Source organism: Bacteroides sp. AM10-21B (assembly GCF_003472565.1).
GTDB classification, from domain to species: domain Bacteria; phylum Bacteroidota; class Bacteroidia; order Bacteroidales; family Bacteroidaceae; genus Bacteroides; species Bacteroides propionicigenes.
The window spans coordinates 252,204-277,067 of the sequence record NZ_QRME01000007.1 but is presented as its reverse complement, the minus strand read 5'-3'; the positions used below and the strand labels follow the sequence as shown (position 1 = coordinate 277,067).

General features: G+C 46.3%; 16 protein-coding genes and 1 pseudogene. 9 read left to right on the top strand and 8 right to left on the bottom strand.

Annotation, left to right across the window (positions count from 1 at the left end; genetic code table 11):
* Positions 1-2: 2 nt before the first annotated feature.
* Together carA and carB are read left to right on the top strand one after the other, a co-directional pair.
* Positions 3-1,160 carry a glutamine-hydrolyzing carbamoyl-phosphate synthase small subunit gene (carA, locus tag DW121_RS11445; protein WP_118323827.1) on the top strand — a complete coding sequence of 386 codons (1,158 nt, stop codon included), beginning with the start codon at positions 3-5 and terminating at the stop codon, positions 1,158-1,160.
* Positions 1,161-1,276: 116 nt separating this feature from the next.
* Positions 1,277-4,600: a carbamoyl-phosphate synthase large subunit gene (gene carB / locus DW121_RS11440; protein WP_118323826.1), complete on the top strand. Its 3,324-nt coding sequence runs from the start codon at positions 1,277-1,279 to the stop codon at positions 4,598-4,600.
* Positions 4,601-4,728: 128 nt separating this feature from the next.
* On the opposite strand, the gene DW121_RS11435 is transcribed toward carB, so the two are convergent.
* The 4 genes from DW121_RS11435 to DW121_RS11420 form a co-directional block, all read right to left on the bottom strand.
* Positions 4,729-6,087, bottom strand: a complete 1,359-nt coding sequence (locus tag DW121_RS11435; RefSeq protein ID WP_187120031.1) for a TolC family protein — start codon at positions 6,085-6,087, stop codon at positions 4,729-4,731.
* Positions 6,087-9,215, bottom strand: coding sequence for an efflux RND transporter permease subunit (locus tag DW121_RS11430; protein ID WP_118323824.1), 3,129 nt, complete (start codon positions 9,213-9,215; stop codon positions 6,087-6,089). Before DW121_RS11430 ends, DW121_RS11435 begins: the two co-directional genes overlap by 1 nt.
* A gap of 29 nt (positions 9,216-9,244) precedes the next feature.
* Entirely contained in the window at positions 9,245-10,312 is a 1,068-nt protein-coding gene (locus DW121_RS11425; protein WP_118323823.1) for an efflux RND transporter periplasmic adaptor subunit, read from the bottom strand.
* Positions 10,313-10,435: 123 nt separating this feature from the next.
* Positions 10,436-11,326, bottom strand: coding sequence for a helix-turn-helix domain-containing protein (locus DW121_RS11420; protein ID WP_187120030.1), 891 nt, complete (start codon positions 11,324-11,326; stop codon positions 10,436-10,438).
* Positions 11,327-11,493: 167 nt separating this feature from the next.
* On the opposite strand from DW121_RS11420, the gene DW121_RS11415 reads away from it, so the two are divergent.
* The 7 genes from DW121_RS11415 (at position 11,494) to DW121_RS11385 (ending at position 19,444) form a co-directional block, all read left to right on the top strand.
* Entirely contained in the window at positions 11,494-12,753 is a 1,260-nt protein-coding gene (locus tag DW121_RS11415; RefSeq protein WP_118323821.1) for a TolC family protein, read from the top strand.
* Between the two features lie 30 nt (positions 12,754-12,783).
* On the top strand, positions 12,784-13,686 hold the full coding sequence (locus tag DW121_RS11410; RefSeq protein ID WP_118323820.1) for an HlyD family secretion protein: 903 nt from the start codon (positions 12,784-12,786) through the stop codon (positions 13,684-13,686).
* 4 nt (positions 13,687-13,690) lie between these two features.
* On the top strand, positions 13,691-15,151 hold the full coding sequence (locus DW121_RS11405; RefSeq protein ID WP_118323819.1) for an ATP-binding cassette domain-containing protein: 1,461 nt from the start codon (positions 13,691-13,693) through the stop codon (positions 15,149-15,151).
* A 37-nt stretch (positions 15,152-15,188) separates the two neighbouring features.
* Positions 15,189-16,292: an ABC transporter permease gene (locus DW121_RS11400; protein ID WP_118323818.1), complete on the top strand. Its 1,104-nt coding sequence runs from the start codon at positions 15,189-15,191 to the stop codon at positions 16,290-16,292.
* A gap of 38 nt (positions 16,293-16,330) precedes the next feature.
* The gene (locus tag DW121_RS11395; RefSeq protein WP_118323817.1) at positions 16,331-17,446 is read left to right on the top strand and encodes an ABC transporter permease; all 1,116 of its coding nucleotides are present in this window, start codon (positions 16,331-16,333) and stop codon (positions 17,444-17,446) included.
* Positions 17,447-17,831: 385 nt separating this feature from the next.
* A complete protein-coding gene (locus DW121_RS11390) occupies positions 17,832-18,221 on the top strand; it encodes a WbuC family cupin fold metalloprotein (protein WP_117713223.1) in 390 nt (129 codons plus the stop codon).
* A 74-nt stretch (positions 18,222-18,295) separates the two neighbouring features.
* The gene (locus tag DW121_RS11385; RefSeq protein WP_118323816.1) at positions 18,296-19,444 is read left to right on the top strand and encodes an acyltransferase family protein; all 1,149 of its coding nucleotides are present in this window, start codon (positions 18,296-18,298) and stop codon (positions 19,442-19,444) included.
* Between the two features lie 153 nt (positions 19,445-19,597).
* Here DW121_RS11385 and DW121_RS15865 read toward each other — a convergent pair whose 3' ends face one another.
* From DW121_RS15865 to DW121_RS11365, 4 genes and pseudogenes are all read right to left on the bottom strand, one after another.
* On the bottom strand, positions 19,598-20,065 hold the full coding sequence (locus tag DW121_RS15865) for a hypothetical protein (protein WP_233555803.1): 468 nt from the start codon (positions 20,063-20,065) through the stop codon (positions 19,598-19,600).
* Positions 20,066-21,349, bottom strand: a pseudogene (locus DW121_RS15860) (GNAT family N-acetyltransferase); the annotation flags it as partial.
* Positions 21,350-21,582: 233 nt separating this feature from the next.
* A complete protein-coding gene (locus tag DW121_RS11370; protein ID WP_118323813.1) occupies positions 21,583-23,250 on the bottom strand; it encodes a long-chain fatty acid--CoA ligase in 1,668 nt (555 codons plus the stop codon).
* Positions 23,251-23,357: 107 nt separating this feature from the next.
* The gene (locus DW121_RS11365; protein WP_117712716.1) at positions 23,358-24,812 is read right to left on the bottom strand and encodes a potassium/proton antiporter; all 1,455 of its coding nucleotides are present in this window, start codon (positions 24,810-24,812) and stop codon (positions 23,358-23,360) included.
* Positions 24,813-24,864 lie beyond the last annotated feature (52 nt).

The window sequence follows — 24,864 nt, the reverse complement described above, 5'->3', positions numbered from 1 at the left end:
ATATGAGAAATGTAACTTTAATCCTTGACGACGGGAGCCGCTTCTGCGGCAAGTCGTTTGGCTATGAAAAGCCGGTAGCGGGGGAGGTGGTCTTCAACACAGCCATGTCGGGTTATCCCGAAAGCCTGACCGACCCTTCGTATGCCGGACAGTTGATGACGCTCACTTATCCGTTGGTGGGCAACTATGGTGTGCCGCCTTTCACCATCGAGCCAAACGGACTGGCTACATTCATGGAGAGTGAACACATCCATGCCGAAGCCGTTATCGTAAGTGATTATTCCGAAAACTACAGCCATTGGAATGCCGTGGAAAGTCTCGGCGACTGGCTGAAGCGTGAGCAAGTGCCGGGCATTACGGGTATCGATACCCGCGAATTGACTAAAGTACTGCGCGAGCATGGAGTGATGATGGGGAGAATAGAGTTTAATGAAGAATTAAGAATGAAGAATGAAGAATTGGGGCGGAAGGATGAAGAATTGCCGGCAGCGGTGTACGAGGGTGTGAACTACGTGGACCGCGTGAGCTGCAAGGAAATCATCCATTACCTGCCCGACGGCACTTCCACCCGTAGCGCAGCCCATTCTTCATTCTTCATTCCTCATTCTTCATTAAAGAAGGTTGTCCTTGTGGACTGCGGTGTCAAGACCAACATCATCCGTTGCCTGCTGAAGCGGGATGTGGAAGTCATTCGCGTTCCTTGGAATTACGATTTCAACGGACTGGAATTTGACGGTCTGTTCATCTCCAACGGGCCCGGCGACCCCGATACCTGTGATGCCGCCGTTCAGAATATCCGCAAGGCGATGAAGAACGAAAAGCTGCCTATCTTCGGCATCTGTATGGGCAATCAGTTACTTTCCAAAGCCGGAGGAGCCAAGATATATAAGCTGAAATACGGACATCGCAGCCATAATCAGCCGGTACGCATGGTGGGTACGGAGCGTTGCTTCATCACCTCGCAGAATCATGGCTATGCAGTGGACAACAATACGCTGGGCGAAGATTGGGAACCGCTTTTCATCAATATGAATGACGGCTCCAACGAGGGTATCCGCCATAAGCGCAATCCCTGGTTCTCCGCACAGTTTCATCCCGAAGCTGCCAGCGGGCCGACGGATACGGAGTTCCTGTTCGATGAGTTCGTGAAGTTGTTATAATGGTTTGACAGGCATCAAAATTTTGTTTGATATACGTCAAAACTTCGTTTGATGTACATCAAAAAAGATTAGGATGCCGCTGAAAACAGATTGTTGGTATAATCAAATTTAGACAAATGAAAGAAAATAATATAAAGAAAGTCCTGTTGCTTGGCTCCGGCGCACTGAAAATCGGTGAGGCGGGAGAGTTTGACTATTCCGGTTCGCAGGCGCTCAAGGCATTGAAAGAAGAAGGTATCCATACCGTCCTTATCAACCCGAACATTGCTACGGTGCAGACTTCGGAAGGTGTGGCAGACCAGATTTACTTCCTGCCCGTTACCCCTTACTTTGTGGAGAAGGTTATTGAGAAAGAACGCCCCGACGGCGTTATGCTTGCTTTTGGCGGACAGACAGCGCTGAACTGCGGTGTGGAGCTTTACAAAAAGGGCATTTTTGAGCAATACGGCGTAAAGGTGCTCGGTACTCCCGTGCAAGCTATCATAGATACGGAAGACCGTGAGATATTCGTCCGGAAACTGGATAAAATCGATGTAAAGACCATACAAAGCGAAGCTGTGGAGAATGCCGAAGATGCCCGTCGTGCCGCTGCGGAACTGGGCTATCCGGTGATAGTGCGTGCAGCCTATGCGCTGGGCGGACTGGGGTCGGGCTTCTGCGACAATGAGGAAGAGCTGAATGTGCTGGTGGAAAAAGCCTTTTCCTTCTCCCCGCAAGTATTGGTGGAGAAGTCTTTGCGCGGCTGGAAAGAAGTGGAGTATGAGGTGGTACGCGACCGTTTCGACAACTGTATAACAGTCTGCAACATGGAGAACTTCGACCCGCTGGGCATCCATACAGGGGAGTCTATCGTGATTGCCCCGTCGCAGACATTAAGCAATACGGATTATCACAAACTGCGTGAACTGGCTATCCGCATCATCCGCCATATCGGTATTGTAGGCGAGTGCAATGTACAGTATGCCTACGACCCGGAAAGCGAAGATTACCGCGTAATAGAGGTAAATGCCCGCTTGAGCCGTTCGTCTGCACTTGCCTCTAAAGCAACGGGTTATCCGCTTGCTTTCGTGGCTGCCAAACTCGGATTGGGTTACGGGCTTTTCGACCTGAAGAATTCCGTAACCAAGACTACCAGCGCATTCTTCGAGCCGGCGCTGGACTATGTGGTTTGTAAGATTCCCCGTTGGGATTTGGGCAAGTTTCATGGCGTAGATAAGGAACTGGGTTCAAGCATGAAGTCTGTCGGCGAGGTCATGGCTATCGGACGCACTTTTGAAGAAGCCATTCAGAAGGGACTGCGCATGATAGGACAGGGAATGCATGGTTTTGTGGAGAACAAGGAACTAGTTATCTCCGATATTGATAAAGCGCTCCGTGAGCCTACGGACAAGCGTATCTTCGTCATCTCCAAAGCTTTTCGTGCCGGATATACCGTAGACCAAGTACATGAACTGACAAAGATAGACCGCTGGTTCTTGGAGAAACTGATGAATATAATGAATACCAGCAAGGAACTGCATGAGTATTCGGAAGCCGCCTGTCATTCAACAGCCTCCTGTCATTCAGAGCGCAGCGAAGAATCTCTTCCCCTTGCACGTTCAAAGGAGCAGTTTCTTCACTTCGTTCGGAATGACATAGCAGCACAAGAACTACTGCGGAAAGCAAAAGTTCAGGGCTTCTCCGATTTCCAGATAGCCCGTGCCTTTGGCTTGGAAAAGTATATGGACAGTGAAGAAGGTATTCTTGCCATACGCGCTCTCCGCAAGAGCATGGGCATCCTGCCCGTAGTGAAACAAATAGATACCCTTGCCGCCGAATATCCCGCCCGGACCAACTACCTGTACTTGACGTATAGCGGCATTGCCAATGATGTGCATTACCTGGGCGACCGTAAGTCTATCGTTGTACTCGGTTCGGGTGCGTACCGCATCGGCTCCTCGGTAGAGTTTGACTGGTGCGGTGTGCAGGCGTTGAACACTATCCGCAAGGAGGGCTACCGCAGCGTGATGATTAATTACAACCCCGAAACCGTATCCACGGACTACGATATGTGCGACCGCCTCTATTTTGACGAACTCACCTTCGAGCGTGTCATGGACATCCTCGAACTGGAGAATCCGCATGGCGTAATCGTTTCTACGGGCGGCCAGATACCGAACAACCTTGCCATGCGTCTCGATGCGCAGAATGTGCCCATCCTCGGCACAAGCGCCAAGAGCATTGACAACGCCGAAGACCGGGACAAGTTCTCCGCCATGCTGGACCGTATCGGTGTAGACCAACCCGAATGGCGGGCGCTTACTTCACTGGAAGACATCAACGCTTTTGTCGATAAAGTAGGATTTCCGGTATTGGTTCGTCCCAGTTACGTGCTATCCGGTGCGGCAATGAACGTTTGCTCCAATCAGGAAGAACTGGAACGCTTCTTGCAGTTGGCGGCAAACGTATCGAAGAAGCATCCGGTAGTCGTGAGCCAGTTTATAGAACATGCCAAGGAAGTGGAAATGGATGCCGTAGCGCAGAATGGGGAAATCATAGCATACGCTATCAGCGAGCATATAGAGTTTGCCGGTGTACATTCCGGCGATGCCACTATCCAGTTCCCGCCGCAGAAACTTTATGTGGAGACAGTACGTCGCATCAAGCGTATCAGTCGGGAGATTGCCCGCGAACTGAACATCTCCGGCCCGTTCAATATCCAGTATCTTGCCAAGGACAACGACATCAAGGTGATTGAATGTAACCTGCGTGCCAGCCGTTCGTTCCCGTTCGTAAGCAAGGTGCTTAAAATCAACTTTATCGAACTGGCTACGAAAGTGATGCTCGGCATTCCTGTACAAAAACCGGACAAGAACCTTTTCGACCTCGATTATGTAGGAATCAAGGCCTCTCAGTTCTCCTTTAACCGCCTGCAAAAGGCAGACCCTGTACTGGGTGTGGATATGGCGTCTACGGGCGAAGTGGGGTGTATAGGCAGCGACACTTCCTGTGCCATTCTCAAGGCGATGCTCTCTGTCGGTTATCGTATTCCGCAAAAGAATATCCTGCTCTCTACCGGTACTCCGAAACAGAAAGTAGATATGCTTTCCGCAGCCCGTATGCTTCAGAAGAAAGGATATAAACTGTTTGCCACCGGTGGTTCAAGCAAGTTCCTTACGGAGAATGGCGTGGAGAATACCCGCGTCTATTGGCCGAGCGAACCCGATATGCAGCCGCAGGCACTTGATATGCTGCACAAGAAAGAAATTGATATGGTGGTGAATATCCCGAAGAACCTCACCGCGGGCGAGTTGGACAACGGCTACAAGATACGTCGTGCCGCTATCGACCTTAATATTCCGCTGATTACGAACGCGCGTTTGGCAAGCGCCTTTATCAATGCGTTCTGTACGATGACACCGGATGATTTGGCTATCAAGTCTTGGGAGGAGTATAAATAAAAGTCCATTTGTTTCTTTTCAGGCACGGATTACACGGATTTACTTTATCTTTTTTCCGTGAAATCCGTGTAATCCGTGCCTGAAAGAAATCATCTGGTGTATTTTGGTCTCTTGTTTTTATATAATCGCTATTTCAGCAGCGTCCCCGTTGCCTTTAAATAAGCGACATAGTTCAAGTACAGCCGGAAATGTGTATCCACTTTGGTTTCGTACGCTTGCTGCCACATGGCTTGTGCTTCCAGATGGTCGGACAGTGTCTCCAGTCCCACGTCATATTGGCTGCGGCTCACCCTCATGTTCTCTTCTGCCTGTTGCAGGGAATGTTCGGCGATGGAACTTTCCAGTCGGGCTTCATCGAGGTTGTTGGCGGCTTGTGTAAGTTCCAGTAACATCTGTTCGTTCATATTCTCCTGTTCAAGACGGGTTTGCTCCAATTTGGCTTTGGCAGCACGTACTTTGCCGGTACGTTCACCGAAATGGAAAAGAGGGATGCTTACATTCAGGAGGACGGAGAAACTGCCCTTATCAAACAAATCCTGATTGTTCACTTCCAGACCATGAATATAGTCGTATGAACCTTTTACACCGATTTGGGGCAGTAATTCGCTGCGGTTTAACTTAACCTGTTGTTTGGCAATGGCTACTTGCTGATTCAGTATGGCATATTCGGGGCGGGCGGAGATATCCGATATTTGCAGTTGGATGTCTCGTCCCACTTCGGGAAAATTGTCGGAAGTCCGTATATCCGTGCCCAAAGGCTTGCCGATGCAATGACAGAGATTCATGGTTGCCAGACGGAGCGCATTGTCGGCCTTGCGGATATTGAGTGCGCTCTCATTCAGTTTTACCTGCACTTTCAGTACATCGTTCCGGGGCTTCAGGCCATGCTTATGGGCGCTCTCAACATTCTTCATCAATTCTATAAGCACAGCGTTGTATTTCTCGGCCACTTTCTTCATCTCTTTGGCTTTGATGACTTGTGCATAGGCTTGGTCTGTTTTCACAATAACCTCCGAGGCTGTCAGCGTTTCATTCATCTGCGCCATTTCTTTACCCAATAAAGACATTTTGTAGGCAGCACGAATTTTGCCGCCCATATACAGCGGCTGTTCTACTTGTACACCGCCCATATATACCATGCCTATCTTATAGTTTAAGTCTACTCCGGGAAAATAGGCGAAACCGTTGTTGGGCAGAAATTGTCCTGCGGCATCGGGTAGAAAAGTGGGCAGATTGCCGCCGGCTATGCCGAAACTGCCGTCCGCCGTACTGTAAATACCCGTTCCGCTGAGGGTAAAGTTGGGGAAGAAATTGCCTTTGTAACTCTTTGCAGTGTAGTGTGCGCTTTCCGTTTGCTTGGCGGAAGCTGCCATCTCCTTGTTGTATTTCAGTGCCATTTCCCTGCATTGTTCCAAAGTCAGTGTCTCCTGTGCGGAGATACTGGCTGAGAATAGCAGAGCGGTGAGGATGATTATTTTCTTTTTCATCATTGTTCGTTTTTTATATGAAAGAATAATGCGTACAGGATGGGGATGAAAAGGAGCGTTATCAGCGTTCCGAATGTAAGGCCGCCCATAATGGAGGCCGCCAGCGAACCGAACATGGCATCGGGCAGCAGCGGTATCATGCCTAAAATGGTAGTCAGCGCCGCCATTGTCACAGGGCGGAGACGGCTTTGGGCACTGTCCACCAATGCTGTAATCGGTTCTACTCCCTGATTAAGTTGGAGAGTGATTTCATCCATTAGCACGATACCGTTCTTGATGAGCATACCTATCAGTCCCAATGTGCCCACAATTGCTACGAAGTTGAACGTTTTACCCGTAAGCAACATCACCGCCACCACTCCCACAAGAATCATGGGGAGACAGCAGAAGATGATGATCGGTTTGCGGTAATCCTTGAATAGCATAATGAGGATGGCAATCATCAGTATGATAGCCAGCGGGAAGTTCTTGAACAAATATTTCATGGACTGGTCGCTTGCATTCTTCTCTCCTTGCCAATGCAGGGTATAGCCGTCGGGTAATTCTATCTGTTCTATCTTTCGTGCAATGGTTTGCCGCGCTTTTTCCGTTTCTATGCCGGGAGCGGGCGAGCATTGCACACGCTGGCTGCGCTGCCCGTTGTAGCGTGGTACTACGGGATCTTCCCAACGGATATCTATGCTCTTGCTGATTTGTTTCAGCGGAGTACTTCCCATGAGGCTTTCAACCAACTCTTCTTTGCTCAGGGTACCGGCTTTCAGCTTGACCATGGTTTCTTCATTCAGCAGTCCGTTCAGAGAGGGAAGGGCGGAGAATACCTGTGTGTTGCCCAAGTCTTCTATCGGTTGCCCTTGCTCGTCCAGACATTTCAGATAGATATTGTCGCGGTGTATGCCCTCGTAGAAAGAGCCGATAGGTATGCCGCCATTCACAGATAGGAGAGACATACTTACGTCGTTACGGCTGAGACCCAATGCCCGGGCTGCCGCCTGATCGTATTCAATGGAAAGTACAGGTATCTGCGGCTCCCAGTCGGTAGTGATGAGGCATACTTCCGGGGTATTCTCCATAATGCTCCGTACACTGTCCGCCAACTGATGCAGCACGGCGGGATCAGGACCCATGAATTGTGCTTCGATGGGGTATTTCTTGAACATCAGGTTATAGCGTTTCAGTTTCACGTAGGCATCGGGATAATGCTGTGTCAGGTAGTTTTGTATCTCATCCATATTGTCTACGAGGGCGTCCGGTGAAGTAAAGTCAATAATCAGTTCGCCGTAAGATAGAGACGGATTGGCGATGCTGCGCACCAGATTGTAACGCCCCGGTGTGCCTCCTATGGAAGCAGTGATGTGGGTAATCTCCTTACGTGTTTTCAGATAGGCTTCTATCTCTCTTAAATCTTTTGCCACACGGGTGGAGTTATTGCCTTCGGGCAACTTGTATTCCATATATAGCTGGTCGTACACCATATCCGGGAAGAACCCCTGGCGCATATATCCGTAACCGAATATGGAAAGTCCTAACAGAGCCGCCATTGCCAGCACAAAGCTCCAACGGTGTGCCAGCCCGAAATATAGGGCGGTGCGCAACAAGGCATAGGTGCGCCCTTTGTATTCACGTTTTCCGGTAGTGCTGACTTCTACTGTGGGGTGGAGTCTGCGATTGGCCATTAGGGGTACGTGCACCAATGCCAGTACCCAGCTTAGCAGCAGGGAGACGGCCAGCACAATGAAAAGGTCGCGGGTGTACACTCCGGCTGTGTCCGGTGACATGAAGATGGGAAGAAAGGCGATGATGGCTATCAGGGTAGCTCCCAGCAGAGGCATCGCTGTCTGGCGGCCGATGGCGGTCATGGCTTCCATACGGCTCTTCCCGGCTTTCAGGTCTACCAATATGCCGTCCACGATAACAATGGCGTTATCCACCAGCATACCCATTGCCAGCACGAAGGCAGCCAGCGATACGCGCTGCATGGTTCCGCCCGCCGTTTGCAGGAACAGGAAAGAACCGAATACGGTGACAACCAGACTGATTCCAATAATGACTCCGCTCTTGAATCCCATAGCCAACATCAGAATGACTACAACGATAATGACGGATTCAATCAGATTGATTACGAAAGTACCCAAAGAAGCTCCTACACGCTCCGGCTGATAGAACACCTTGTGGCACTCTACACCGGCGGGCAGGCGGTTTTCTTTCAACTGTGCCAGTTTCTTCTCTACGGCGGCGCCGACTTTTACAATATCCGATCCGCTGGCGGCCGCGACAAGAATGCCTTGTGCCCGTTCGCTGTCGAAGAACAGTTCGTTGCGGGTAGGTTCTTCGTATCCTTTTTCTATACGGGCAATGTCGCGCATACGGAGTTGGTCGTCGTCATGTCCCTGAATCAGCATATTGCCTATGTCTTCTACCGTCTTGAATTTATCGCTGACAGTGACGCGGATGCGGTTGTCTCCGTTGTCGTAATAACCGCTGTATGTAGTCTTGTTCTGTCCGTTCAGGGTAGCGAGAACTTCGGCGGGTTTCACACCGAGGTTCGCCATACGGTCTTGCAACAGGGAGATGTTGATACATTCAGGACGCTTGCCGTATAGTTCCACCCGGTCTACGTCTTCCATGTCACTGATTTCCCGCTTGATGAGTTCGGCATAGTCGGACAGCTCACGGTCGGACAGACCGTCACCAGACAGTGCATAGAACATTCCATATACATTGCCGAAATCATCTTTGACGATAGGGGTACCCGCTCCGTCGGGAAGCAGGGCGCAAGCGTCGTGTACCTTGCGGCGCAACATATCCCAGCATTGTTCTACCTCTTCATCTTGGGTAGTAGTGGTCAGTTCTATCTGTATCAGCGAAAGGTCGTTGTAAGAGTAGCTTTCCACATTGTCTATGTTTCCCATACTGCGGATGCTCTTTTCCAGTACATCCGTCACTTCCAATTCTACTTGGTGTGCGGATGCTCCCGGATATGTGGTCACCACCATGGCAAGTTTCACTTTTATTTCCGGGTCTTCCAGTTTACTCATCTGATAGCAGGAGAGAATTCCGCCGATAAGCAGCACCGTCACCAGAAAATAGATAAGGTTACGGTTCTTAAATGCCCATTTACTTATATCCATATAACTGATATTTTAGATGTAAATCAATGTTACAATAGCCCGCCGATATTTGTCTTACTGGCAGCGGGCAGGGGCTTTACGGTTTCCCCGTTCTCTATGTGGTGTATTCCGGCGGACACAACCAGTTCTCCGGGCTTCAGTTCATCGGATGTGATGATACTGCGTCCGTCACTCATCAGGCGTACTATGGTTACCTCGCGGCGGCTCACCTTATTGTTGGACGGGTTGTATACATATACCCCGGCCTTGCCGTCTTTCTGTAGAATGGCATTGCAGGGTACGGACATACTGTGGGTATCGTCACTATCACAACGGATGGTAACCATTGTATTCATGCCGGGCGAAGGAACGGGCTGTTTGTCTGCAACCAGTTGCAGCCGCATGGTGTACAGTTGGTTTGCATTGGCTTTGGGAGTGACGCTGATAAGCTTCAACGGGTAACTCCGGTCCGGATAAATGTCGAATGTGCAGTGATATTGGTTGAATTGCTCACGTCGGATATATTCGGCTGCAGGCAGATTTATCTCGACTTCCGGTGCACCGCCACTAATCATGGACAGGACAGGCATTCCGGCGCCTATTGTCTCGTGCGCTTCAAACAACCGTTTTTGTATATAGCCGTTGAAAGGAGCGTAAAGGCGGGTGTAACCCAGCTGGTCTTTGTGGTGCTGATATTTGGCGGTGATTTGTTTCAGTCCGTACACAGCTTTGTCATTGGCGCTGGGAGTAGTCCCGTTATCTTTGTACAGGGCCATTACGCGTTCCGCTTCCGCTTTTATCTGTTTGTATTCGGCTTCGGTGGCGTCCAGCTGTACTTGGTAGTCCGTTGGGTCCAGTTCGGCAAGTAATTGTCCCGCTTGTACACGGGTGCCGTCTTTTACATATATTTTCCGGATAGTACCGCTTACTCTGAATGCGAGACTGATGTCCTGTGCCGCTTTTACCTTTCCGGGGTATTGCAGATAGGTCTGTCCGCTGGCGGAAGTAACTGTATCTATTTTTACAGTTTGGCATTCTCTTGCATCTTTCGTGCCACTGTTGCAGGATGCAAGTAAGCATATGGAAATGCTTGCTAAAACCCAATAAATTCGTTTCATAATCTAAAGTATATTAGTTTTGTGACAAAAGTACTCAGTAACCGCTATATAGAAAAGGTTTATAAGATTTATAAACTGTTCTGTTTGTTATCCTATTAGTAAAAACAGACTGTCTCCGGTTTATTATGTTTTCTGGTATTCGGCAGGTGTCATTCCTGTTATTCGCTTGAAGAATTTCGAGAAGAAAGATGGGTTTGGAAAGTTCAATTCGTCCGATATTTGGAAAATTAGCAGATTGCTGTGTTTCAGCAAAACTTTTGCTTCAAGAATAACGGACTGGTTAATCCACTGCATCACCGTCTGTCCGCTTGCTTCACGTATGATGGTGCTCAGATAATGAGGGGTCAGGCATAATTTGTCGGCATAGAAATTGACGGAACGTTCTTGCTTGCTATGTTTGTTTACAAGGGCTATGAAGCGGCGGAAAATTTCTTCCTGGCGCGAAAGGCGCAGGGGAGTGGTTGTGCGCGTTTGCTCGTAAGTATATTTAAGGTTGTAAAGCAGGGAAATGATGAAATGCTGTATGGTTTCACGACGATAGGGCGAGGAATGAAGTATATTCCACAGCAGGGTAAAAAACATCTCCGCCTGTGTCCATTCTTCCTCATTAAGTGACAGCACGATACCGTTTCTTGTGTAAGTCTCCGACAAGATAGAACCGGGCAGGACAGGCAGGAAATTGCAGGCGGGCACTATGATTTGAAAATCATAGTCGGGGCTGATTTCAAACAATTCTATCAGGGAGTTGTCGGGGATTATAATAATTTGATGAGTGGATACTTCGTATTCAATAAGGTTGATGGAGATTCTCCCTGTTCCTTGCAAAACACGAATGATTCGTCCTTCTTTGGCGCGATAGGGCTGTCCGATATGGAATAGCTTGCTTCCCATTTGTATGAAGCTGATAACCATGCCCAAATCATCGTTTATAAAACGATATTCATGGTGATTGATGATATCCAGCTTATAACGGATATCATCGAATGCAACGCTTATAGGTCTGTTCTTCTCCATATTTATAAATAGTAAGTAATTCAGTGGCAAAGATAATAAAGTATCCATATCATTTGTCTTTTCATACAGAAAGTCGTACTATTGGGACATCTTTGCCGACAAATAGGTTGTAAGCATACTAAGTTATGCGTCTATCTTTGTATTGTGCTAATAAATAAGAAACAGATATGAAACAAGCAATTCTCTCTTTAGCCTTTTTTCTTACGGCTACATTGGCTCATGCCCAGCTTACTTTGGATGAATGCCAACGTGAGGCACAGGCTAATTATCCGTTGGTACGTCAGTACGGACTGATAGAAAAGGCACGTGAGTATGATCTTTCCAATGCCGGAAAGGGATATCTGCCCCGGTTCTCATTGTCGGGCAAGGCTACGTATCAAAGTGATATAACGCAACTGCCCGTCGAAATACCGGGTATCAATGTAAAAACCGCCCCCAAAGACCAGTATCAGGTGATGCTCGAATTGCAGCAAACCATTTGGGACGGTGGAGATATCCGCAACCAAAAACGTTTGACACGTGCGGCATCGGATGTGGACATGGAGAAGCAGAATGTGGATATGTACGCATTGAACGACCGCATCAATCAGCTGTTTTTCGGTATCCTGTTGCTGGACGAACAGCTGAAACAGAACCAACTTTTGCAGGATGATTTGGGAAGAACGCACAAGCAAGTGTCAAACTATATAATAAACGGTATAGCCACTCAAAGCGATTTGGATGCCGTCAGTGTGGAGCAACTGAATGCCAAACAACGCCGCATCGAATTGGAAACATCACGCCAGGCATATATCAATATGCTTTCCGCTTTTATAGGAAAAGAAATCCCTCTCGGAACTACTTTGCAGAAGCCCGTAGCGGAAGATACGGGTAGTGTGAATGGAATAAACAATCGTCCGGAACTTCGTCTTTTTGAGGCTCAGGGAGAACAGCTTAGAGTGCAGGAAGCTACGCTGAATGCAAGAGTAATGCCCCGTTTCGGGCTTTTTGTGCAGGGCGCTTATGGCAATCCGGGGTTGAATATGCTGAAAGATGAATTCAGTGCATACTATATGGCAGGTGTACGTATGTCATGGAACTTCGGTAGTCTGTATACTCTAAAGAATGATCGCCGCAGGATAGACAATAGCCGGCGACAGATAGAGACGGGTAGGGACGTGTTTCTCTTCAATACCCGTTTGCAGGCTACGCAGCAGGATGCGGGTGTATTGTCCATGCGCAGGCAAATGGCGGATGACGATGAAATCATCCGTTTACGTGAGAATATTCGTCGTGCAGCCGAAGCCAAAGTAGAGAACGGAACGCTGACTGTCACCGATATGCTCCGTGAGATAACCAATGAGAACTTGGCACGTCGTACCAAGGCATTGCATGAAGTACAGCTGTTGATGAATATCTGGCAACTGAAATATACTTTAAATAATTAAAGCTTTAGAATTACAATAAAATCCTATAATATGAAATCATTTAAATTATTTCCGGTCCTGTTCTTTCTTGTCGCTTGCAGTAGCGGTACACCCAAATACGATGCTACGGGAACTTTTGAAGCTACCGATGTTATAGTCTCTGCCGAAGCGTCCGGAAAGATACTCAGTTTGGATGTGGAAGAAGGTACCACCTTGAAAGCCGGACAGGAGGTCGGCATCATTGACACTGTTCAGCTTTATCTGAAAAAACTCCAGTTGGAAGCCAGTGCCAAGTCCGTGGAAGGGCAGCGCCCCGATATTCTGAAACAGGTGGCGGCAACCAAAGAACAAATCCTTCAGGCGCAACGCGAGCGTGATCGTGTAGCCAATTTACTTCGTGTAGGTGCGGCTAACCGGAAGCAGTTGGATGATGCCGAATCCTTACTTAAAGTACTCCGCAAACAACTTACCGCTCAAAACTCCACACTGCAGAACAGCGACCAAAGCCTGACGTGGCAGAGTTCATCGGTGGGTATTCAGGTTGCGCAGATTGAAGACCAGTTAAAGAAGTGCCATATCACCTCTCCGTTGACAGGAACTGTCCTTGCCAAATATGCAGAAGCGGGAGAACAGGCAGCGCCGGGCACTCCGTTATTCAAGATTGCTGATATGGAACAGATTTATCTGCGTGCCTATATCACTTCCGAACAATTGTCCGAAGTGAAGTTGGGGCAGGAAGTGACAGTTTATTCCGATTATGGTAAAGATGTCAGAAAAGAATATCCGGGAGTTGTCACTTGGATTTCGGACAGCTCCGAGTTTACTCCCAAGACGATTCTTACGAAAGATGAACGTGCCAATTTGGTGTATGCCATAAAAGTGGCTGTGAAGAATGACGGTATGTTGAAAATCGGAATGTATGGGGGAGTGGAATTTACAATTCACATTCAATAACGTCATGAACTTTGCAGTAACTGTCGATAACGTCTTTAAGTGTTACGGTCGGGTGGAAGCCTTGCAAGGCGTTTCACTCTCCGTCCGTACGGGTGAACTTTTCGGAATCATCGGGCCTGACGGTGCGGGGAAAACGTCGCTGTTCCGTATCCTCACCACTTTGTTGCTTGCCGATGAAGGTGAGACTACGGTATGTGGACTGGATACGGTGAAAGACTATAAGTCTATCCGCCAACGGGTAGGATATATGCCCGGACGTTTTTCTCTCTATCAAGACCTGACAGTAGAAGAAAACCTGAGTTTCTTCGCTACGGTTTTTCATACTACCATTGAGGAGAATTATGATTTGGTGCGTGACATCTACCGGCAGATAGAACCTTTTCGTAAACGTCGTGCCGGGGCCTTGTCCGGTGGAATGAAGCAGAAACTTGCCCTTAGCTGTGCACTTATTCATAAACCGGATGTCTTGTTTCTGGATGAGCCTACCACTGGTGTCGATCCTGTTTCGCGCAGGGAATTTTGGGAAATGCTTCGCCGTCTCAAAGAACAGGGTATCACCATCATAGCCTCTACTCCGATTATCGATGAGGCGCGTCAATGCGACCGTATTGCCTTTATCAATGAAGGTCGGATACATGGTATTGACACTCCCGGTCGTATTCTGAAACAATTTGCGGACATACTTTGTCCTTCGGGATTGTTACATGCGAAAGCGGATAACCATGAGAATTATGTAATCGAAGTGGACGGACTGACCAAACGTTTCGGTACATTTACGGCTGTCGATCATATTTCTTTCAAAGTACGCCAAGGTGAAATCTTCGGCTTTCTGGGTGCCAATGGGGCCGGTAAGACTACCGCTATGCGTATGCTTACAGGTTTAAGCCATCCTACGGACGGCAAAGCTCGTGTTGCAGGTTTTGATGTTGCCACCCAATCCGAAGCTGTGAAGAAGAACATCGGTTATATGAGCCAGAAGTTTTCTTTATACGAAGATCTCAAAGTTTGGGAAAATATCCGCCTTTTTGCCGGTATTTATGGGATACCCGAAACCGAGATTGCTCCGAGAACAGATGAATTGCTTCTGCGTCTGGGGCTGGAAAAGGAACGTAATACGCTCGTAAAGAGCTTGCCGCTGGGTTGGAAACAGAAGCTCGCTTTTTCGGTATCCATTTTTCATCATCCCAAGATTGTTTTTCTGGATGAGCCTACGGGCGGTGTCGATCCTGCCACCCGCCGCCAGTTTTGGGAATTGATTTATCAGGCTGCAGAGCAAGGTATCACTGTTTTTGTCACGACCCATTTTATGGATGAGGCGGAGTATTGCGACCGTATTTCTATCATGGTGGACGGTGTAATCCGTGCGCTTGACACCCCCGACAGACTGAAGCAACAGTTTGGAGCCGCTACCATGGATGATGTTTTCCAACAGTTGGCTCGTGAGGCTGTGAGAACGGCCGATTGATACAGATATAAAAATCAAAACAGATTGCGATATAACCATGAAACAATTCATAGCTTTTGTCCGAAAAGAATTCTTTCACATCTTCCGCGATCGGCGTACAATGCTGATTCTGTTGGGTATGCCCATCATACAGATTATTCTTTTCGGTTTTGCCATCACTACGGAAGTAAAGAATGTGCGTGTTGCCGTTCTCGACCCTTCCAATGATGTCGTGACCCGACGCATTATCGACCGTGTAGATGCCAGTGAGTATTTTACGGTTATCTGCCGTTTGCATTCTCCCGAAGAAGCGGAACGTTTTTTCAAGAGCGGGGATATTGATATGGCAATAGTCTTTAGCGAACGTTTTTCGGACAACCTCTATACCGGTGAGGCCGGAGTACAGATTATTTCCGATGCCACCGACCCTAATATGGCTACCATGCAGGCCGGATATGCCACAAATATAATCTCCATGACAGGACAAGAGATGCTTCCTCCCGGAGCGCGTGTTTCTGCCATTGTTCCTCAAGTCAAGTTACTCTATAATCCGCAAATGAAGAGCGCTTATAATTTTGTTCCCGGTGTTATGGGACTTATTCTGATGCTGATTTGTGCAATGATGACCTCCATCTCCATAGTGCGTGAGAAGGAGACGGGAACTATGGAAGTATTATTGGTCTCTCCCGTAAAACCGCTGTTTATCATCCTTGCCAAAGCAGTGCCATACTTTGTTTTGTCATTTGTCAATCTGATAACGATTTTATTGCTCTCGGTCTATGTCCTCCATGTTCCGGTTGCAGGCAGTCTGTTTTGGCTGATAACTGTATCACTGCTTTTTATTTTCGTATCATTGGCTTTGGGACTGCTCATTTCTACTGTTACCCATACGCAGGTAGCCGCTATGCTGGTGTCCGGGTTAATGTTGATGATGCCCACCATGTTGCTTTCAGGGATGATATTTCCTATTGAGAGTATGCCCGTTATTTTACAGGGTATTTCCACAGTGATTCCTGCACGTTGGTATATTCAGGCGGTACGTAAATTGATGATAGAGGGTGTGGATATATCATTGGTGCTGCCTGAAATCAGTATATTGGCTGTTATGGCGGTACTGCTGATAACCGTTAGTTTCAAGAAATTCAAGAATAGGTTGGAATGAAGAATTTTCAATTATAATAATTAGTAGTAAATGCCTCTATGATTAAGTATTTGATAGAAAAAGAATTCAAGCAGCTAATCCGCAACTCGTTTTTGCCCAAGCTGATTTTCATATTCCCATGTATGATTATGATATTGATGCCTTGGGCTGCCAATCTGGAGATAAAGAATATCAATCTGAATATTGTGGACAACGATCATAGTGTTGTGTCCCGTCGTTTGGTGGATAAGATTGGCGCCTCTACCTATTTTCGTCTGACGGCGCTTCCCGATACTTATGATGAAGCTATGCTCGGCGTTGAGGCGGGTACGGCAGATGTCATTCTGGAGATTCCCCGTGATTTTGGAAAAGACTGGATAAACGGTAAGGTCCCTCATCTGCTTGTAGCAGCCAATGCGGTGAATGGAACCAAAGGAAGTTTGGGCGGCTTCTATCTGTCATCTATCATCAGCGATTATGTTCGTGAATTGAAGTCGGAAACACCTGTGAAAACATTCGTAGGCAAACCTCTTCCCCGTATAGGTATTTCTTCTCTGAATCTCTATAATCCGACTTTGAATTATAAACTTTTCATGATTCCGGCACTTATGGTTATGTTGCTGACTTTGATATGCGGTTTTCTTCCTGCCCTTAATGTAGTGGGGGAGAAAGAGGCTGGCACTATTGAGCAAATTAATGTGACACCGGTCAATAAATTTACGTTTATTGTTGCGAAGCTGATACCTTATTGGTTGATAGGTTTTGTTGTGCTTACCATTTGTTTTGCTCTTGCTTGGTTGCTTTATGGAATTTTGCCTGCCGGGCATTTCCTCACTATCTACGGTTTTGCTTTGGTGTTTCTTCCGGTTGTATCCGGATTCGGTCTGGTTATATCCAATCATTCGGCAACGTTGCAGCAAGCTATGTTTGTTATGTGGTTCTTTATGCTTGTTCTTATTTTGATGAGCGGTCTTTTTACCCCTATTCATAGTATGCCCGAATGGGCACAATGGATTACCCGCATAAATCCGTTGAGGTATTTTGTTGAGGTAATGCGTACAATATATCTTCGTGGCGGCGGCTTTATTGAGCTGTTGCCTCAATTGGGCGCCTTGTTGGCTTTTGCCGTAGTTGCCAATATTTGGGCTGTACGAAGTTACAGGAAGAGTAGCTGAATTGGGAAATTAGCTTCTTGCATACTTGGATGTTAATTTCATATATTTCTTCTATTCTTGGGGTAGTAGAAATTTAGCGGGGATTTTGTTTAATGTAATAATACAGTTTCATGCCATACCCCTTCTACCCTTCTGAAATTTAAGAATATTCCCTGTTTTATATACATGATAATCTGTTTTGACGTATATCAAAATGAATTATGATATACATCAAAACAGTTTTTTGCAGGCTAAATACTTCTTGTACGAGTAGTGATTATTTGAATGCTTACGTTCAAACACTGCCGCTGATTTTTTTCTACTGAAATTAGTAGCCAAGTAACAATTTATATTATTTTTGTGCATAAATATATCCATTGTAAAAAGCTTGCTTAAAAACAACAAGATGATAATAGATGATCAATTGCTGGATAAGGTATCCGGTCAGGCCAAAGAAAGTGAACGGTTACGTATGAACTTCAATTTGCATGAAACTTTGGACGCTAAAGCGCAGCGACTGCTTAATGCGTTGGAAGTAGGGACCGTTTTGCCTATACACAGGCACAAACATACTGCAGAAACCTATCTTCTTCTGCGTGGACATATCAACGTGATGTTCTACAATGATAATGGAGAAGAGGTGGAACGCTATGATTTGTATCCCGGAAATGGCATATATGCTGTCCATATTCCCAAAGGGCAGTGGCATACTTTAGAAGTGTTGGAGTCCTCTGTTATATTCGAAGTGAAGGATGGGCCGTATATGCCTTTAGATAAAGATGATGTTTTAGAGTAAACTTTGTTTAAACTCTTAAAAGCGTTTACTTTTTTGCTATCTTTGCGTGCAAATTTATAAATATCTTATACCTAATGAACACGCAAAACTCTTATCTTGCCCCGAAGCCGCATTATGAAATCCTTGATGGTCTTCGTGGCGTAGCTGCTGTATTGGTTGTCGCTTTCCATTTGTTTGAAGCACATGCCGGTGGTAGCCATTTGGAACAGATTATCAATCATGGTTATTTGGCAGTAGATTTTTTCTTTATGCTCTCCGGATTTGTTATTGGTTATGCTTATGATGACCGCTGGAACCGGATGAGTGTCGGTACTTTCTTCAAACGGCGTATTATACGTTTACATCCTATGGTTATTGTGGGAAGTATTATAGGTGCAGTGTTTTTTTATTTTCAGGAGTCTCCTTGTTTTCCAGCCATTCAGAATACATCTGTAGGAACTATGCTGCTGGTAATGTTATTGGGATGCACTCTGCTCCCGCTTCCTTTGAAATGGGATATTCGCGGCTGGACAGAGCTGCATCCGTTGAATGGACCGGCTTGGTCACTTTACTTTGAATACATAGGTAATATTCTTTATGCGCTATTCATTCGCAAATTTAATAAAACAGCTTTGTCCATTTTTGTGTTGATAGCCGGATGCTTTACGGTACATCATTGTCTTACTGCACCTACGGGGGATATTGTCGGTGGTTGGGCATTGAACTGGGAACAACAATATCTTGGTCTTGTCCGGTTGATGTATCCTTTCTTCGGCGGTTTATTACTGTCCCGCTTAGGATGGCTGATTCGTATAAAAAAGCGTGCTTTTTGGTGGTGCAGCTTGATGATTGTGATAGTTTTGGCTTTCCCTCGATTAGGTGGTGAAAATCACTTTTGGATGAATGGGCTCTATGAAGCCTGTTGTATTCTTTTTATCTTTCCTGTAATAGTTTCTATGGGAGCGGGCGGTAAGGTAACCGGTAAACATTCTACAGCCATATGTAAATTCTTAGGAGATATTTCGTATCCGGTATACATAACACATTATCCGTTAATATATACTTATACAGCTTGGGTATGTAATAATAATGCTACTCTGGCAGAAGGTATTCCTTATATGATATTGACTTTTGTAGGGGCTTTTGTGCTGGCTTATGCTTGCTTGAAACTCTATGACGAGCCTGTACGCAAATGGTTGACAGACCGTTTTCTGAGAGGAAAAAAGAAAGAAGATAAAGATTGATTATCAATTATAATACAATAAAATGCCCCGGTAACAAATCATTGTATCGGGGCATTCGCCTAATTACCGGTTACTTTATTTTACGTCAATGAATTTTTGGCTTTTTCTTTTTCTTGTTCAGTAAACTTCGTCAGATTGATATTCGATGGAATTTCATACTAATTTAAAACGCATCCGCCAACGTTTGCTTTCTTCGTCCCAATCGTGGCTGATAATTTTGAAGGTTCCTATTTCGGAAGTATTGGCAACGTGCGTACCGATGCAAAGGCATTCATCGTAATCACCGACTTTTACCACACGTACGGTTTCCGAAGCATCTTCCGGCAAGCGTTCCAAATCAAACCTGCCCTTGGCTTCTTCCTGAGTGATGAATTCGGTTGTTACAGGCAGATGTCGCGCTATAACTTCATTGACCGCTTTTTCCAGATTCTTTATCTGCTCTTCTGTGGGGCAGGTTGTCAACAGATAATCCAATTTACTCTTTTTACGTTCTATATGGGCGGAGACAGAACGTCCGCAGCCAAATAATCTAATCATTGTCTGATTAATGATGTGTTCGGTGGTATGCATAGGTGGATATTCCTGCTTGTTGTGTTCGTTGAGTTTAATTTGTTGTTCCATAATAAGCTCTTCCTTCAAAATACTGTATACGTGTATATCTGCATATTTTCCCGAGGTCAATAATTCTCCGGCACGTTCTGTTCCTTCCAGACGGAAACCAAGTCGGATAGGAATGCCGTTACTTGCAGTATTGCCTGTGGCACAGCGTATCTGTATGCGTTTTATATTTTTGGTTTCAACTGCCCATTGGCACAGGCGGCGAACGCAAGCAGTCATAATGCCTTGATGCTGGTATTCGGGCAATAACCAATAACCGATTTCTGTACGGTGATTGGCAAAGTCGGAGAAATGGAAACCTACCAGTCCGCAAATCTCATTCTGTTTGTTTCGGATGCCGAATATCGGCTCGTAGTTTTCGGCAGGGGCAGAGAGGACTCCTTTCAAAAAGTTTTCTTCGTCGGCTACGGACTTCAGATTATCGACAAACGGCAGCCAAGTACGCATATAATCGCGGTGGGTATCAATGGCATGATATATGGCAGCCGCGTCTTCTATCGTTACTTCACGCAACATAATGTTCGGAAGAATCTCAAAAGACACATTTAAATGATTGAAAGAAATTGTTTCTTTCTGTGTGCTTTCTATTCTTTCCTTTAGTTTGCTCCAAGCATGTGTACCAAACAGACAGCTTTCGCGCATTGTATGATACATTTCCTTGAATCGGGACATTGGAATTGTAAAACTTAGTAAGTCTGCCTCAAAGTGAGGACGTACAGACGGGTCGAAGAATCCCAGAAAAGTTCTTTTTCCTTGCTTCCGATTTTCAAGAACGGCTTGGGTTACGACAGAGCAGCAGCCCGAACCGAACGGAGCAGATACACAGTCTGATGTATTGTTGTCGGAAAAAGCCCACGTAGTCAGTCCGGCCAAAATATCGGGAGTTGCGAGGAACAGTATACCTTCCACTTTGTCGAAAGAAGTTAGATTATCGATTCGTGTAAAGTGGAGATAGGCTTTTTCTGTTTTGGGTACTTGTAACTTTTGTATAAAGTCGATAACCATTTCAGGTGTTTTCTTGTATTTCTCTTTTAAAGAAACGAAACCGGGCACATGCTCCGGCATATCTGTGAAGCCTGTGTAAAACTTGCCGCCACCGCAACTTATTGTCTCTGCGTTGAGACTGATTGTTTTTCCGCTTCTGACTTGCGCCATGCTTTTGAAGAAGCAACCGTTTACTTTCTCTGTCGAAGTTTCTAATTGGTCGGAGTACCAAAAAGCGATAGGAAGTTCAGTTTGCTGCCCGAATGCTTCCCGATAATTGTTGATAAACGTATGTATATCCATGCCTTTCAATTTTTTCGTAAAGATAATTAATATTCCGGGGCACTGAAATGTAAAGACATAAAAAAAGGAGTACCGCTGTACTCCAACCTTTGTTAACCTTAAATCTAATACTATGAAAAACACACTGCAAAGATACGGACACTTGAGAAATCTGCAAATTATCCAAGAAAAAAAGTATGTTTTATAACACTTATTATAAAATCATACTTCTTGCTATATGTTTTTTAAGAATCTCAGCCTTTTGCTTCCTGATACATGAAGCGTTTGATACTCTTTTTGGCGGTCTTTTCAAATTCCTCAAAGTGTATTTTCACTTTAGTAATCTGGCAGTATGTTGGCAGCAGCAGGTTCAGCTCATTCCGGTTGGCTTCCATCGCTTTCTCTATATCGGCTTGTTGCAGGCCATGAGCAAAAGCATCGTCAAAGTCCGGATATATCAGAGCTACGAGTTTATCGTGTTGCAATACAATCAATGATTCTGATACGTATGGCATATTGTTCAGCTTGCTTTCTATTTCTTCGGGATAGATGTTCTGTCCGCTGGAAGTGAGAAGCATATTCTTGCTGCGCCCGCGTACGGTGACGTAGCCATCGGCATCCATTGTGGCAAGGTCACCTGTGTGCAGCCAGCCATTGACGTCTATTATTTGAGAAGTGGCATCTGCATTCTTGTAATAACCCAACATGAGGTTAGTTCCCCGGCAGATGATTTCACCCGCTACATTCTGAGGATCGGGAGAGTCTATTTTTACTTCCATACGTGTGGTAGCTTTTCCACAAGAAGCAAGCTTCAGGGTTTCCCAACGGCTGGAGCAGATGATAGGGCCACATTCCGTCATGCCGTAAGCAATGGTGTAGGGAAATCCTATCTGTTTGAGGAAACGTTCCACATCAGCGTTGAAAGGCGCGCCGCCGATAATGATTTCATCGAAGTTTCCGCCGAAAACATCCATTGCTTTCTTGCGCATATCAGCCTTTATCTTGTCGTTGACGATGGGCATCCGCAGCAATAGTTTACCTATTTTGTTGTCTATAAGGGGTAGAATATTTTTCTTGATAATCTTCTCTACGATGAGAGGTACGCAAGATATGACGCGCGGCTTGATTTCGGAGAATGACTGTGCGATAATCTTTGGCGACGGCATACGGGTAAGGAAGTAAAGGTGTGCGCCTGCCGAGAAGCCGTAAAGAAAATCGTATACCATACCGAAAACGTGTCCCAAAGGAAGCATGGATACAATATGGTCACCGGGACGTACGGGTAGCATCTCGTGGCAGTAGGCTATGTTGGACCACAAACTGCGGTAGGGCAGCATTACGCCTTTGGAGTAGCCTGTAGTACCGGACGTATAATTGATGACCGCCAATTCCTCAGGCGATTGTTCCTTACGGTAGCAAATATGTTCGGGACGGAAATTCTTGGGGTAGCGTGAGCCGTAGATGGCGTTGCGGTGTTCAAAAGCTTCCATGAGACGTTCGTCCCGGCAGACAACCGGAGTGAAGTCCGTCAGCAGGACAACTCCCATAAGCAGCGGCATGGCCTCTTCGTTCAAGTTTTCCCAAGCCTGGTCACCGACAAAAAGGAGTTTAGCTTCGGAATGGTTGACGATATTGTGTATATTATCTGCCTTGAATTCGTGGAGGATAGGAACAATTACAGCGCCATAAGTTACAGTTGCCAGAAAGCAGACCGCCCAATGGGCGCTGTTACGACCACATACGGCTATTTTATCACCGGGCTGAATACCGGCGCTTTCCAATACGATATGAAATTTTGCAATCTTGCGGGCAACATCCTTATATTGTAGAGTTATTCCTTTGTAGTCTGTCAGGGCATTTCTGTCCCAGTTCTGTACGATGCTTTGTTCGATATAGTCAATGAACCGTTGTTCTTGTTCCATGCGTATATTTGCACACTTTAGTTAAAACTGCGCAAATATAGGGCTTATAGTGATGCAAAGCAAGTGGTTTGAGTTTTTTTTCATGGGAGAACACTCTTCCTTATTTCCTATTCTTTGGTCTTTTCAGAAATAAGAAGCAGCTTGTCTCCCACATGGAGTTTCAGACTACCGTTAGGTATCAGATATTCGTTGCCGCGCTTCACTATCATGACGAGGGTTCCCTGAGGCAGATTCATGTCTTTGAGTGTATCGCCTTTCGTGTCGAGTATCTCTTGGGTGACGGTTACATCGCGCAGGTCGGAATCAATATCTTCGGGCAGTTCTACTCCGAAGTCATTGCCCGTCTTTTCCATCGGGGTGGAAAGTCCCATCATGCTTGCTACTTTTGAAACGGTAGTGCCTTGAATGATGAGGGACAGAATGGTGATGAAGAACACGATATTAAAGATTGCATCCGCACCGGGCACATCCGCCACCACCGGATAAGTGGCGAAGATAATGGGGACTGCGCCGCGCAATCCCACCCACGAAACAAAGAACTTGGACTTCAGATTGATGCGTTTTCCAAATGGGAGCAGACAGAGAAATACGCTGAGCGGACGTCCTATTACAATCATAAAGATGCCGATGAGCAATGCCACGCACGCCACTTCAAGCATTTCGTGCGGGTTGACCAGCAGGCCGAGACAAAGGAACATGATTATCTGGAAAAGCCATGTCAGTCCGTCCATAAAGGTGTAAATCTCCTTGCGGTACATGATTTTGTTGTTGCCTACCATCATACCGGCAATGTAGACCGCCAGATAGCCGTTACCTTTCATCAGATCGGTGATGGAGAATGTGAAGAACACGAACGACAGCAGCAGGATGGGATAGAGTGACTGGTTGTCAATGTTCAGCTTGTTCAGCATGAGGATAGCCAGTTTGCCCAATAGATAACCTGCGGCAGCACCCACAATAAACTGTATCACAAATGAGAGGGCTATTTGTGAAACGCCCATTCCCGAAGACTGGATAAACTGAATCAGCACGATAGTCAGCATATAGGCCATCGGGTCGTTACTGCCGCTTTCCAACTCCAACATAGGCCGCAGGTTGTGCTTCAAATTCATCTTCTGCGAGCGTAGGATGGCGAATACGGATGCCGAGTCCGTGGACGACATGGTAGAAGCGAGCAGCAGGGATGTGATGAGCGGCAGATGAATATTGGTCCAGCTCATGCCCGAAAGCCACCATATGAATAATCCGGTAAACAACGCCGTCAGCAGTACGCCGAAAGTGGACAATACGATACCGGGGGAGAGAATGGGCTTGATTTCTGTGAACTTGGTGTCCATACCACCCGAAAACAGGATGATGCTTAAGGCCACCATGCCGATGAACTGCGCCTCTTTGGCATTATGGAATTGCAATCCGAGCCCATCGCTACCGAAGAGCATACCCACTACAAGAAAAAGCAACAAAGCGGGAACTCCGAAGCGATAGCCTGTCTTACCTACAATGATACTGACAAAAAGTAAAATAGAACCTACGAGTAGAATGTTTTCGGCTGTAAATAACATAAGTATTGTGTTATAAAGTTGTTTATAGAATGTTTTATGTACCTTCGTGTAC